A 14,195-nucleotide genomic window follows, 5' to 3' on the forward strand; every position below is an offset into this window, starting at 1 on the left:
CCCTTGACCGCATACTTCTCAGACGATAGTTGATCGAGACGATCCTCGAGCGATACAGCTGAGCCGTCGATCGTCGTGCGTTCGGTGCCCTCCGAGAGCCAGCTGTGGCGTCCGATACTTCCGGACATCCTGCTCGAGCAGTTGGTTGCTCACCGTCCGTATCGTATTCCCGCTACGGCCGCGCTAAGCCCCTTGTCCACGCGAAAGCCCACCCTCACGAACGGGGTCGTCAGACCGAACGAAGTAGGGTGGAGAAGTTCACACCGACCACAGCTCTTCGATTCGCGTCTCGACTGCAGCAAGGACCGTCGAGTAGACGTCAAGCGGGTGCAGAGAAGGCAAGGAGAGATCGGTTACCTCGTCAGAAGTTGGTGGTTGGTGAACGTGCACGCGGGTGTTGTGCGAATTTGGATGGCGATCCCAGCGACACTCCCACCGAGCCCCGTCGAGCAGTTCTTCGACGTAGTGTACCGAGAAATCTCCGGTTGTGAAATCCGCCGTCACGGCCGGTGTCTCACAGGCCAGCGCCTCGAGCACCGTTCGAAGACTCCCGTCCGCAAGACTCGGGAGCGCAAACAGGGTCGCCTCGCTGACGGGCTCTGCGTTTCGGAACGTCGCCAATACGGTTTTGCTCGACGCACCGCGGGCCGACGGCGGAGTCAGTTTCCCCTCGACAAGCCTTCGGCTCGAGAGTCAAAAGACAACTCGTTCGCTCACGTCACTGAACGGGCGTCCCGTTCAGTCGGCAGTCGCCGGGATCGTCTCCTGGAGGCGCTGCTCGGCCTCCTCGCGGTCCTCGGGGTAGCCGACGTCGATCCGCCAGCCCTCGAGGCCGATCGCGTCGATCGTTCGGCCGGACTGGATGAGCAGATCGACGGCGTCGCTGATCTCGTACTCGCCCCGATCGGAGGGCTGGACGAGGTGACAGGCGTGGAAGATGGCGGGCGTGAACGTGTAGAACCCGGTCATCACGAGATTCGATGGGGGATCGTCGGGTTTTTCGACGACGTCGGTGATCTCGCCGTAGGCGTTGGTGTCACAGACGCCGTAGCGGGAGGCTTCCTCCCAGGGGACCTCCTCGACGAGGAACGCCGCGTCCGTGCGGTTTTCGCGCTGGCGGCGGACGACGTCCTCGAGGTTCGCCGCGAAGACGTTGTCGCCCAGGATCAGCATGAAGTCGTCGTCGATGTGGTCTTCGACACAGAGCAGGGCGTGGGCGAGTCCGTCCTGTTTGCGCTGGTGGGTGTAGGTGATCGGAACATCTCGATATTCGTCGCCGTAGTGGTCGATGATCTCCTCTTTGAGATAGCCGACGACGACGATCAGTTCGCTCGCGCCCAGCTCGACGAGCTGATCGAAGCAGTGGGTGAGGATCGGCTCCTCGTCGATCTCGACCATGCCCTTCGGTTTGTCTTCCGTGAGTGGCCGGAGTCGGGTTCCCTCTCCGGCGGCGAGTACGACAGCTTGCATGATCCCGACGGATGTGTTCACGATATAATAGGTTTTTGGACTGATGAACGTTCCAGCAGCGGGACCGTCGGCGCCGATTCGGGCTCTCGGTTGCGTGGGTGCAACGTTCCGGGATCGGCGCCGACTTCCGGCGGGGACGGATCGCGGACGCGAGGCACGAACGGGTTCGGCTCGAGGGCGACCCGCTCGCGGTCGTCTCACTCGAGATCGTCCCAGTCGATGAACTCCCGGACGCCCTCGCGGCTGTCCCGCGTCGGTTCATAGCCCAGTAGACGGTTGACTTTCGAGCTGTCGGCGTGGCTGTGTTCGACGTCGGCCTCGCGAGCCGCGGTGGACTCGAACTCGAGCGTTCGAGCGTAGCTCATGGCTCCGAAGACGACCGACGAAAGGGAAAAGCGGTCCCCGCCGAGACCGTCCGGAGCCGTCGTCGCGAACTCCGGTGGGTGACGTGGCTCCGGCGATCTCGATCACCGCCGCCGACCGAAACGTCCGCTACACCACTCGGATGGGACTCGACGAAACGACTAGCGGATATTACCAGGTGGGAGCGACGAGACGGCAGGGTTCAGCGCCTCCGATCGACGTGAAGCCGGGAGATCGAGGTCAGCGCTGGGGCCGCCGATTCCGAGGGGACAGTCTCACGGAACAGAGTCGATCGGTCAGCAGGCGCAGTAGTACTCCCGTCCGGAAAACTCCGTCTCGAGCAGTTGCGCGGTCGGCCCCGGATCCGACGGCCGGTAGACGGCCGTCGTCAGTCCGCCCGCCGTTTCCTCGAACGCCCCCGAGACGAGTGCCCGCCAGTGGTCGCCCTCGAGGGCGGCCGGCGTCGTGTTGTCGGTCGCGACCAACGAGACGTAGTCCTTCAGGGAGACCCACAGCGCGTCCCGCGACGGGTCGGGCTCGTACGTGGCGTCGGTCACGGTGGCGTAGGCCGCCGCCGGCAGGTTCGCGCCCGCCGTGACCGGCATCTCGATCCACTTCCAGGGGCGGGTGTTGATGTCCAGCAGAACGTACTCGTCCCGGTCCGCATCGTAGACGAACTCCGCCTCGCTGATGCCGTGGTAGCTGGTCTCCGCGAGGACGTCGAACGCTCGCGTTTCGAGCGCCGGCCGGTCGACCCGCTCGACGACACAGGAGCTCCCGAACGAGCGCGGGTAGCGAAGGAGGGGGTTCCCGACGACCGACAGCGCGTCGTCGACGCCCTCGGGCGGGACGTAGGAGGCGACCGAACAGTCCTCCCCCGGGGCGACGTTCACCCGCTCCTGAGCCATGATTCGGACGTCGCTCTCCGCTGCGGCCGCGACGATCTCGGCGAACTCCTCGCCGTCGGCGACCTCGACGACGTTGGTTCCGATCGCCTCCTCGAACTCGCGCTTGCGAGCGGGTTTGACCACGAGCGGGAATCCGAGACGGTCGGCGGCCTCCTCGGGATCGGTCTCGCTCAACCGGTACGTCTCGGGGTAGGGGACGTCGAGTTCCTCGGCGATCGCGTACAGCGACTCCTTGTCGAGGACGCGCTCGATCCCCGCGGCGTCGGAGAACGGCCGGCGGAGGCCGTCGACGTCGGCGGCGGCGTAGGCGTGAACCCACTCGTCCATACACGGAAAGGCGACCACGTCCGAGCCGACGGCGTCGACGACCGCCTCGAGGTCCGCCTCGAATCCAGCCTGGTCCTCGAGTGGGTACGTGATCTGCCCGGCGTAGTCGATCGCGTTCGACGGCGAGGCGAGACCGTCGCCGTTGCGATCGAGCGCGATGACGGGGACGTCGACCGCCTCGAGCGCCCGCGAAACGGCGAGGCCGGTGTAATGGGCGTTCGAGACGACCGCCGGTGGCCGGTCGAACGACGCCGCCTCGAGATCCGCGAGAAGCGACGAGAACGACTGGAACTGCGGAGCCATACCTCCCGATGGCCGCCTTCGGAGCAAAAGCCCACGACAACCGGCCAGTGCTGCCGAGGTCGGTGACGAGCGCCGCTCCCCGTCGGACGATCACACCGGCTGTCACCTCCACCGGGACCGTTCCACGGGTCACGGTCACCGCACGAACAGCCGGCACGCGCGCTTTGGGACGGCCCGCCGCGCCCGGCGACCGGCGCCGCCGCTGGGTGTCGAAGATACCGACAACACCGGCCACCTTCTGCGTGCTCTTCCGGTTTCGGTTCGTGGGATCGATCACACCGATGCATCTCAATCTTTTCACCATGAACGCTCCCGAACACGTCTCGCCCGGCTCGTGGCGGTATCCGGGCGACGACTCGACCCGGTACACCGATCTCGAGTACTGGACCGAGGTCGCCCGGACCGCCGAGCGAGGCGGGTTCGACGCCGTTTTCTTCGCCGACGTGCGCGGGATCTACGACGTCTACGGCGACGACCGCCACACGGCGGTCGAGCGCGGCGTCCAGACGCCGGCCAACGACCCGCAACTCGTGGTGCCGGCGATGGCCGAGGTGACCGACGAGCTCGGCTTCGCGGTGACGCGCTCGACGACCTACACCCATCCCTACCAGCTCGCCCGGGAGTTTTCGACGCTCGACCACCTGACCGACGGCCGAGTGGCGCTCAACGTCGTCACCTCCTACCTCGAGTCCGCCGCACAGAACCTCGGCCTCCACGAGCGGATGGACAAGGGGACCCGCTACGACCGCGCCGACGAGTTCCTCGAGGTCTGTTACGCGCTGTGGGAGGCGTCGTGGGACGACGAGGCGGTCCGGACCGACGCCGAGACCGGGGTGTACACCGACCCCGACGGGGTCTCGCCGATCGACCACGAGGGCGAGTTCTTCACCGTTCCCGGCCCCCACGGCTGCGAGCCGTCGCCCCAGCGAACGCCCGTGATCTATCAGGCGGGCTCCTCGGACCGCGGCCGCGAGTTCGCCGCCGCGAACGCCGAGGCCGTCTTCGCGAGCCAGCCGACGGAGGCAGGGGTTCGAGAGTATATGACCGATCTCAGGGAGCGCGCCGCCGCCCACGGCCGCGATCCGGACTCGCTGCGCTTTTTCATCGGGGTCGTCCCGATCGTCGGCGAGACGGAGGCACTCGCACAGGCGAAGTACGAGTCCTACAAAGACCACGTCGACGTCGAGGCGACGCTCGCGCTCCTGTCGGGCTTCCTCGATATGGATCTCTCGGCACTCGACCCGGATCAGAAGGTCGAACACATCGAGACGGACGCGATCCAGGGGACGATGAACGCCTTCACCAAGTCCCAGCCCGACCGGGAGTGGACCGTCCGGGAGGTTGCGGAGTTTTGCGGTCTCGGTACGACCTCCCCGAAGATCGTCGGCACGCCGGAGACCGTCGCCGACGACCTCCAGTACTGGCACGAGGAGGTCGGGGTGCACGGCTTCAACGTCAAGGAGGTGGTGCGACCGGACTCGCTGCGGGATTTCGTCGACCTGGTCGTGCCCGAACTCCGCGAGCGGGGGCTCCTCTCGGAGCGCCGACCGGGCGAGACCCTTCGGGAACGGCTCTCCGAGGCCGGCGGGTCGCGCCTGCCCGCCGACCACCCGGGTTCGCCACGCTCCGAGTGAGCGAGCGGGCGACGGTGTCACGGACCCGCTCCTCGGCGCCCAGCAGCCGGGTGGCCGTGGTGCTGTCGATGTGGGTGTGATCGGCGTCGCCCTTTCGGGGGGTCGCCGAACTCACGTCCAAGGGAGGGGCGGTTCCGATCTGGACCGAGCGTTCCAAGAGACTGCGTCGCGGATTGCTCTTTTTTCTCAGCCATCGGCGGCGTCGGCACTGCTCCGATACTCGATCCGGTCGCCCTCGAGCGTCGATCTCTCGTCGTCGAGGACAACAGGGAACCGGTCGACCATGCGGCTCGAGGAAATCGCCCGGAGCTTACCACCCCGAGTCTACGATCTCGTTGAGTTTCGAGACGATCGGGCGTGTGAATCGAGTGCGGCGACCTGGTTAGCCGCGCGTGGGGAGACCGTCCATGCCTGGTCTTCGTTACTCGTCAACCTCGCCCCGGTCCATCTGGTGCCAGTCGATGCACGCTCGGCCGCCCTCGCCGTCGACACGGCCAGCCGCGAGTGCGAACGCTGGCGTCCTCGCTCGAGCAGGAGTGCGTCAGTCGTCGACGCGATACCGCTGCTGGACCTCGCTGAGCTCGGGCTGGATCTCCGTCGGACTGCCGGCTGCGGCCATCGCACTCTCGGTGTCTTTCAGGCCGGAGCCGGTGACGACGGCCAGGACCGACTCGTCGCCGTCGATGATCCCCTTGGCGAGCGCGCTTTGAATCCCGGCGATCGGCGCCGCCCCGGCGGGCTCGGCGTAGAGGCCTTCGGTGCCGCCGAGCGTCTGCTCTGCGTGCAGGATCTCCTCGTCGCTGACGACGACCGAGGTCCCCCCGCTCTCGCGGAGCGCTTTGGTTGCTTTCACCGTGTTGCGCGGCCGGCCGACGGCGATACTGTCGGCTACCGTCGCCGCGACGTCGTCGCTCGAGTCGTGGGCGTGGAAGGCGTCGTGGATGGCGCGTGCGCCCTCGGCCTGGACGCCGAGCAGTTTCGGGGTGTCGTCGACGTAGCCCAGATCGTAGAACTCGCGAAACCCCTTCCAGCCGCCGGCGATCGTACAGCCGTCGCCCATCGAGAAGACGAGCCAGTCGGGGACGTCGTCTCGCGTCTGTTCAGCGAGTTCGTGGCCGACCGTTCGCTTGCCCTCGACCTGGAATGGGTTGATCGCCGCGTTGCGGTTGTACCAGCCGTACTCTTCGGTGACCTCCATGCTGAGGTCGTAGGCCTCGTCGTAGCTCCCCCGGACGGCGAGGACGTCGGCACCGTAGACGAGCGGCTGGGCCAGTTTCTCTTTTGGTGTGTCGTTCGGCACGAAGAGCCGACACTCGAGCCCGCCGCGGGCGGCGTAGCCGGCCAGCGACGCCGCGGCGTTGCCCGTCGACGCACAGGTCACGATCTCCCGACCGGCGTGGGCGGCCTTCGTGACCGAGACGCTGGTGGCCCGGTCTTTGAGCACGCCCGTCGGGTTGCGGCCGTCGTCTTTGATGCGCGTGTCGACGCCCAGCGCCTCGCTCAGTCGTGGCGTGTCGTGGAGCGCCGTGCCGCCCTCCTGCAACGTCACGGGCTCCGCATCGTTGGCGACGGGCAGGAACGCCCGGTACTTCCACTGGTTCTCGATTCGGCCGTCGAGCGGCTCGTCGAAGCGCTCGTCGATGACGTCGTAGTCGTACGTAACCTCGAGAATCCCCCTGACGCCGGGATGGTTCGCACAGGTGTAGCGGAGCTGGTCGGGGTCGTACGTCTCGCCACAGAGCGTACACTCGAGCGCTCGGACGTGTTTCATGGGTGACCCACACAAGGAACGACGAGCGGGAGAAGGTTTCCCCCGTGGACGGTCCTGTCCCGCCGGGAACGAACCCGTTTGTCCCTCGATCGGCGGCTCAGTATTCGGGTGCGGTCGACGGCGACGGCTCGAACCGATACACTCCGTCACTGCGGCCGCCGCCGAGGCAGGTGTGTGCCCCCTCCCCCGGTGGAACCGCGGACGCCCGGTGAGGCGCTCGAGCGGACAGGCCCCGGCGGTGCACCGAACAGACTGTTCCCCCTCGAGGCCGTCGAGCAGCCGACGAGAACGACTGAAACGGCGTTGCCATACCTCCCGATGGCTACCTTCGGGGCAAAAGCCCACGAGAACCGGCCAGCGGTGTGGCGTCGCCGACGCGTCCGTACAGGTCTCGGTCCCATCCGATCCCGATCGGTCTCGGTGGCGCTGCTCGGGTCGCCACTGCGGGAACGGTCGCACTCGGTCGGCGATCAGCGGCCCGGTCGGCACCGTCGATCGACGAAGCTACCGACGAGATTGGCCACCTCCTGCCCGCTCTTACTACGAGTCAGTAACATCATCTAGGTTGAATAATTGGAGATCGTCACGTTTGGACACGGCTTCCTGTACTGATTGTGTTGCACCACTCCGTGTGAACAACGCGTATTCCGTGTCAAGTTCGCCGGATTCCGGCGTCCAGCGAATCTCCGACGCGTGGTCTTCGAGTGAGGACAGCGCACTGTAATCCAGTGGCGAGTTCGTGAACTTGCACTCTCCCACGACCATTGTTCCGTCTGTGGTGAACCCGACAACATCCACTTCATGTTCCTTATACCACCAGCGGCCGATATTGCGGAACAGCTTCTCTGGATACAGGCGTGGGACGGCATCCTGGCAAAGCGTTTCGAACTCTTGACTGACGAAGTCTGGGAGTTCTGGCGCGATAACCGCTTCGTAGGCGTCTTCACCTAGACGTTCGTATCGATCTTCCTTGCCGTAGACGAAACGGAACCAGAAGCGAAAGAGTGGATCCAGGAGTCGATAGCGTCCACGGCGTGACTTTGCTTTCTCCTCGGTGATCGGAACGTCTCGTTCAATGAGCCGTAACCGTTCTAACTTCTGCGTGTACGTCGAGATCTGTTTCCCGTCGATTCCCACCGTTTGGGCAATCTCGTTCGATGCCGTCTTCCCCGCGGCTATTGCGGTGAGAATCGCGAAGTACCGATTTGGATCTGTGAGCTCGGTCCGGAGGACGTACTCTGGTTCGTTGTGGAGATATCCTTTCTGAGAGAGCACCTCCTTCGTGAGGACTGTCCCGAAGTCCCGGTTAAGATCGATACCGTCGAGATAGTACGGCACGCCACCAAAAATCCCCCACGCGAAAACCCGCTCTTCGGGGGAGTAATCGTCCGGGAGGAACGCTTGTGCAGCGGCAAAGTCGAGTGGCCGGAGATCAAGTTTCTCGGTGAAGCGTCCGTACAGGGGGCTGTTCCCGAGAAGCGTCGCTTCTTCCATCATGCTGATCGATGACCCAACCAGAACGAGTGTTCCCGACGTGTTCTGGAATCGCTGGTCCCACAGCCGCTGGATGGCCGAGGGAAGACTCTCGTCGGCGTCAATCAGGTACGGAAATTCGTCGAGGACGACGATCCCGTCTCGGTCACCGAGATACCCCAAGAGCGCTTCCCAGTTCTGCTTGATATCCGTAATTCCTGGAAACGTGTCGGCAGCGACGTCGACGAACTCGTCGAATTGTATCTGTGACGTGGTTTCCGTAGCCTGGTAGACAACGGCGTCATCGTACTCGGCAAGCGAGCGCTGGACGAGTTGTGTCTTCCCAAGGCGCCGCCGGCCGAAGATGACGACCATCTCAGCGTCGTCGGAGTCGTAGCACCTGCGGAGCCGTGGGAGCTCATCTTCCCGGTTGACGAAGCGCTCCATATCTATCCGTTATCTCACCAGCGGATAATACTTCCGAGTAGCCTATTTCAAAATAGGCTATTCTGAAATTGGTTAGCTACTCAGTAGGCTGTTCTTCCGCAGACTCGTTCGACTCGAGGGACTCGGCGCTCCGCGACCGGAACAGCGACCTCGCCGCGGTCGGTCACGTCCAGCCCACCAGGCGAGGAGTCTGTCTCGTTGGCAGGGTCTCGTTTGCGTCGGTAATCGACCACTCGTCGCCCGACTCGTCGTTTTCGGCTGCCCCCTCGCCGCGGTCGGTAGACGCGTCCGTTTCGGCCGCGTTCTCGAGTCCGTGATAGCTCGCTGGCGTCGAGAGAACGCGATCGCGGTCGCTGGCGAGGTTTCCCCGGCGATTCCGAGGGGACGGGCCGGCCGCCGTCGCTTACAGAAACTCGGTAGCACGACCAACGCTACAAAGTACCAAGATAGTCACCATGAGATATTACTCAGCAACTTTGGTGAAGAGAGCCCATATCTGACTCAGAGCGTCCCGCAGTTAATCCAGTTGTAGGATACTCAACAGTACTCGTTGATACTCCCGTATTTCGGTGTTCGGAGAACACCCGCTGTCCGATCGATGGGGGGAGTGATCAGGTGTCAGCAGCGAACAGCTCCGCCTGCGTCACATACTGATCGTAGGTCTGCTCGGCCCACTCACGGACCTCAGTCGCGTCGGTTTCGACGAGCGCCTTCGGAGTGCCGTCATCGCCTTCGACGCCGATCTGGACACACTCCTCGAAGAGGCCCAGATAGAAGCGAATCTCGCGGTCCGAGACGAACAGAGTGCAGTTCCCGGACGCAAGCATTTCGTCGAGAAACTCGCTGTATCCCCGCCGGTTCAGGACCGTCCGCGCAAGCCGCTCGCTAACCACGATCTCGTGGTGGTACCCGGCCTCGACGGTGCACTCGTACGCGACTGTCATCGCCGGAAGACCGACGGTCGGAAGCAGCCCCCGGAACCGGTCCGCGGTCTCCATGACCTCGATGTAACGATTGACCGGTGCGTACGGATCGTTCGAATCCGCGGTGATGATCGTCGCGTCCTCGAGCGTGCACACGTCGAACTCGAGTTCGTCGTCGGGAAACCACCGGACGAACGGTCGAAGCCTGTCGAGAACGTCTACCGTTTTCAGCGCCGGCAGGACGTCTTCGACGACGACTTCGCCGAGGGGCGTGATCTCACAGGTGCGTCCCTCGATCGTAATCAGGTCGCGTTCTTCGAGGGCGTTCATGTTCCGTCGGACCGTCACTCGAGACGCGTCACTCTGCTCCTTCAGCTCGCGTTTCCGCAACCCTTCATGGTCGTACAGCCGCTCGAGGATACGGACCCGCACGGGTGACTGCGTCAGGAAAGACATCCCTTCAACACCTACTGCAGTGGACATGTGTGCCGCTCACCCCCATATCCAACGTTACTTCGGCGAGCTAGTTGACTCTAATCAACACTATCTGAACAGTGTCATGTGAAAAATTATTCTATCGCTCACACGTCGACATGATCTGTCAGGGTACAGTGTCTGTTCGTGAAAACCCGGCAAGTCCTCAAAACTTCGAACTTCCAAGCAAATCGGTCTTAGTACTGCGAAATCGTGGGCAGGCGTGCCGGTGTTGGCGTCTCACTTCCCACGACCCCTTAGCCGCGGTGTGCAATCCCGATATTGAGCGCGGAACTCGAACACGACAGTCCGGTGATTCGACCAGTGAACCAGAGCGTGTCCCGCTGTCCTGCCGGTACGTACAGCGTCTCGGTCGACACTGTGCCCGGTACCTGACGGTCGTGTGAGACGTTGCCGGTCACACTGAGCTGTACCTCCCCGCTACTCCCGGGACAGGCCCGAGCCGTCAGCGCTCCGGTCGACCAGTCGTCGGGTGTGAGTTCAGTATCGCTACACCCGCGGGTTTCGACTTCTCCGTCGTCCTGTTGTGCTGTCGCTGTTCCCGTGCCGGCGACCGTGGTTCCTGTCAGTGCGCCCATCGCTGCGAGTACTGCCCGCCGGCGTGGATCCGTCCTCGAATCGTCGTCCGTGGCGGAATCCTGTATCCCCATTGATGCGTAGCACCACTTGACAGCTACGGGCCGTCCAGCCATTAACTCATCACGTGTTCGGCGGACACCCCGTGTCGATCACACGCCCCGAGTTCATTGGACACGAGGTGTCCGCCGAACACGTGGACAACAGCACGAGCGGTCGAAGGGAGTGAAAAGCCTAGTTGGGCTTGGAAGGGACCGATGGACGTTCCACTGCTGCTAACAGCCACTGGTCGACCCGCTTCCCGCATCCGTCGAACCGGCGACCTCTCTCCTTCCTTGGGGTTGTAGCCCTTGGGCTCGTGCTCCATGGCCGCCTCTGGCTTGCGTCCCGCGTTCGACGCCGCTTGCATAGCGGTGCGTTCGTGCCCTATCGTCGCCGATCGTGGCGGGAATCGTAACAGCCGGCGACCGACGCCCGCCTGGCGCTTAGACGCTGGTGGGCGTTGTCTGCCCGATCACGCCCATGAACGTCGGGAACCGCCGGCTTCGACGTTCGGTTTCGTCGGTGCACTGCCTGGGAACCGGCGCCGGCTTTCAGGGCGGACGGACACTCGAGGCCGCGACACCGCTGCGGGACCGAAGCGGCCACCACACGGTCGGTTGGCGATCGACTACTCGAGCTCCGAAAACGAATCGTGCCACGGTTTCCTCTCGAGAGGCGGCTGTAACCGTGGAACAAGCTACGGCGATGCTCGAGCTCGCATCCGCCTTCCACGAACACTCGTCAGCCGGGTACGAGTGTACCCGTAACCAGTAGACTATGGTCTCCCTCGTGACAGGTGTGACGTTTCGTGAACAGTCACAACGCCGACCTGCAAGAGTCCGGTCCAGACGACCGGCACCCCCGTAGGAACTCGAGGTCATGCAGCGAGCCCGCCATCCTCGAGGCGATCCCCACTGGCGATCTCGCGTACCGACCGATCTACACAACCAGCCGCGTACCCGGGGCAACTCCACACTCATTGGCGATCGCGACGGCGATATCTCACGCCACTCGACTTACCTCCGGATCGATGTCCTCAAACCCGCACCCCAATCGGCTCAACGGCGCGCCAATCACGCACCCAGAGTGCTGTCGGCTGTATCGCCTAGCGTAGCTACGGCTTTGATAGAACCCTCCTTACACAGTAGCAGGAGCCTGTACTTCCGGGTTGAGATTCATGAGAGATTAACTTCCCGTTAGAGCTCTACTTTGTTACCAGAAGTGGTTAACGAGCAACTCGGTTGTAGTCAGCAGTGAGAGACTGATCGAGGCTCATGAGTGTAGCAACGTGAAACCCGACTACCACTCACCCGGCTGCTGCCGACTGTTCTGCCATGCTCTCACCGCTGAGTCGTCCCTCAATAAGCCCAAACAGCGAGTCAAGGCCGATAGCCAGTAACGCACCAGGAATGGCGCCTGCAAGCAGCTGAGGGGTGTTGAAGAGTGAAATGCCACTGATAACCCAGACACCAAGCCCCCCTCCACCGATGAAGAACGCAAGGTATGCAGTCCCGACGTTGAGAACGGCGCTCGTTCGAATTCCGGCGAAGATGACAGGGACCGCTAGCGGAAGTTGAATCTGCCGGAGAATCTGATTTTCAGTCATTCCCATACCACGCGCCGCTTCGACGGTACTCTCATCAACGTTCTCGAGACCGGCGACAGTATTCGTTAAGATCGGTAGAAGCGCATAGGCGAACAGACCGACCAGTGCAGGCAGGAAACCGAGACCAAGGATGGGAAAGACCAGTGCAATGATTGCCAGTGTTGGAACCGTCTGTGAGACGTTCCCGAAACTCATGACGATGGATTTTGCACGCTCATTTCGGGTCGCGAGGACACCCATCGGGATGGCAATCACGATTGCCAACGCAACCGACACAAGGACGAGGGCTAGATGTTCTGCTAACAGCCTAAGGAACTCGTCAAAGTTCGCTACGAGGTAGGTATAGGTTGCGAGAAGTGCATCAATCAGTCCCATCGATTACACACCACCGTTCGATTGATGCGCACGAATCGAAGATTCTGTAATCGTGCCTACGACGTCATCATCTTTAACGACGGGGAGTGATTGTGTATCGGTTTCGATCATTCGCGAGAGTGCGATATCGACCGTGTTCGTCGGAGCAACGTACTGATCCCCGGTTCCGTCAGCGAGTGCCGCAGTAGCGGCCTCTGCGGTGTCGGCAACAGATGAAGCCGTTGGCTGCTCGACTGTCGGTACCGACTCCGACATAATATCCCGGACAGGGGTGATCTGGAGCTCTTTCAATGTTCTATCAGCTCCAATGAAGTCTTCGACGAACTCAGTAGCTGGATTATGAAGAATCTCTTTGGGCGACCCGTACTGCACAAGCTCGCCAACATCGAAGATTGCGATTTTATCACCCATTTTCAGCGCTTCATTGATGTCGTGTGTGACGAAGAGAATCGTCGTATCAATTCGCTCCTGGATCTCGAGGAACTCGTCCTGCAGTTCCTCGCGAGTAAGTGGATCAAGCGCACCGAAGGGCTCATCCATTAACAGGACATCGGGATCTGCAGCAAGTGCACGAGCAACGCCAATCCGCTGTTGTTGGCCACCAGAGAGAGCGTTGGGATACTGGTCGCGATACGTTCCCGGTTCGAGATCCATCAACTCGAGCAGTTCGTCTACGCGATCATCGATACGCGACTGGTCCCAGCCTTTGAGTTCAGGGACTGTTGCGATGTTTTCTCCAACAGTCATATGATCGAAGAGTCCGATCTCCTGAATCACATAGCCAATATCTCGTCGCAGATCGACTTTATCTAGCTCCTGTATATCAGTACCATCGTAGTACACTGCTCCCTCCGTGGGGTCCTGCATTCGGTTGACAAGGGTCATCGTCGTGGTTTTGCCACAGCCGGAGGGACCCACAAAGACCGTCGTCGTTCCACGTTCAACCTCGAAGCTAATGTCTTCGATAGCGACGGTCTGATCCGAGTATATCTTGGTGACGCCATCGAATTTGATCATCGTATCCGGTGCTTCTGTCGTACCCGTCGTGTTCGTCTTAGTCATGCTATCGACCTCTGGATGAATCGCGTACCGAGAGTCAGTTCGATGTCTTCGCCGTTCTGAAGCCTGAACACCTGTTCGAGGACTTGGAAGATGTAATCAAAGGCCAGTGCAAGGAGCGATACGATAATGGTCGAGACGACGATGGCCGCGGTGTTGGCCTCGCTGATACCGTTAAAGATGGGATCACCGAGATTGTTCGCCCCGATGAACGCTCCAATAGCAGCAATACCGACGAGGATCACAACGGCATTGCGAACACCCGCCATAATAACTGGAACTGCTTGGGGGAGTTGGAGTCGCAGGAGCCGCTGTGTTTTTGTCATCCCCATTCCACGCCCGGCCTCGATGGTTGCTTCATCAACCTGGGTGAGACCTAAGTAGGTGTTTCTGATGATGGGCAACTGCGCGTAGAGGATAAGT

At 62.1% G+C, this 14,195-nt stretch carries 11 protein-coding genes and 1 pseudogene; 1 reads left to right on the forward strand and 11 read right to left on the reverse strand.

The window, feature by feature from the left end; genetic code table 11:
* Window positions 1-258 precede the first annotated feature (258 nt).
* From QA600_RS11365 to QA600_RS11380, 4 genes and pseudogenes are all read right to left on the reverse strand, one after another.
* Complete coding sequence (locus QA600_RS11365) at window positions 259-621, reverse strand: hypothetical protein (protein WP_278292051.1); 363 nt, start codon at window positions 619-621, stop codon at window positions 259-261.
* A gap of 117 nt (window positions 622-738) precedes the next feature.
* The gene (gene aglF / locus QA600_RS11370) at window positions 739-1,470 is read right to left on the reverse strand and encodes a UTP--glucose-1-phosphate uridylyltransferase AglF (RefSeq protein WP_278292052.1); all 732 of its coding nucleotides are present in this window, start codon (window positions 1,468-1,470) and stop codon (window positions 739-741) included.
* Between the two features lie 197 nt (window positions 1,471-1,667).
* Window positions 1,668-1,817 (reverse strand): annotated as a pseudogene (locus QA600_RS11375) (UDP-glucose 4-epimerase); the annotation flags it as partial.
* 312 nt (window positions 1,818-2,129) lie between these two features.
* Window positions 2,130-3,371, reverse strand: a complete 1,242-nt coding sequence (locus tag QA600_RS11380; RefSeq protein WP_278292053.1) for a carboxylate--amine ligase — start codon at window positions 3,369-3,371, stop codon at window positions 2,130-2,132.
* Between the two features lie 281 nt (window positions 3,372-3,652).
* Here QA600_RS11380 and QA600_RS11385 point away from each other — a divergent pair, with 281 nt between their 5' ends.
* Window positions 3,653-5,005, forward strand: a complete 1,353-nt coding sequence (locus tag QA600_RS11385; protein WP_278292054.1) for an LLM class flavin-dependent oxidoreductase — start codon at window positions 3,653-3,655, stop codon at window positions 5,003-5,005.
* Window positions 5,006-5,546: 541 nt separating this feature from the next.
* On the opposite strand, the gene thrC is transcribed toward QA600_RS11385, so the two are convergent.
* The 7 genes from thrC to QA600_RS11420 form a co-directional block, all read right to left on the reverse strand.
* Entirely contained in the window at window positions 5,547-6,776 is a 1,230-nt protein-coding gene (gene thrC, locus QA600_RS11390; protein ID WP_278292055.1) for a threonine synthase, read from the reverse strand.
* Window positions 6,777-7,316: 540 nt separating this feature from the next.
* Window positions 7,317-8,696 (reverse strand): ATP-binding protein, encoded by a 1,380-nt coding sequence (locus QA600_RS11395; protein WP_278292056.1) that lies wholly within the window; start codon window positions 8,694-8,696, stop codon window positions 7,317-7,319.
* 611 nt (window positions 8,697-9,307) lie between these two features.
* On the reverse strand, window positions 9,308-10,102 hold the full coding sequence (locus QA600_RS11400) for a transcriptional regulator (protein ID WP_278292057.1): 795 nt from the start codon (window positions 10,100-10,102) through the stop codon (window positions 9,308-9,310).
* 248 nt (window positions 10,103-10,350) lie between these two features.
* A complete protein-coding gene (locus tag QA600_RS11405) occupies window positions 10,351-10,806 on the reverse strand; it encodes a hypothetical protein (RefSeq protein WP_278292058.1) in 456 nt (151 codons plus the stop codon).
* A gap of 1,232 nt (window positions 10,807-12,038) precedes the next feature.
* Complete coding sequence (locus QA600_RS11410) at window positions 12,039-12,713, reverse strand: ABC transporter permease (RefSeq protein WP_278292059.1); 675 nt, start codon at window positions 12,711-12,713, stop codon at window positions 12,039-12,041.
* A 3-nt stretch (window positions 12,714-12,716) separates the two neighbouring features.
* On the reverse strand, window positions 12,717-13,775 hold the full coding sequence (locus QA600_RS11415) for an ABC transporter ATP-binding protein (protein WP_278292060.1): 1,059 nt from the start codon (window positions 13,773-13,775) through the stop codon (window positions 12,717-12,719).
* The coding region (locus QA600_RS11420; protein ID WP_278292061.1) for an ABC transporter permease at window positions 13,772-14,195 on the reverse strand (424 nt) is incomplete at its 5' end. The genes QA600_RS11420 and QA600_RS11415, both read right to left, overlap by 4 nt.

Source organism: Natronococcus sp. A-GB1 (assembly GCF_029688845.1).
Lineage (GTDB): Archaea > Halobacteriota > Halobacteria > Halobacteriales > Natrialbaceae > Natronococcus.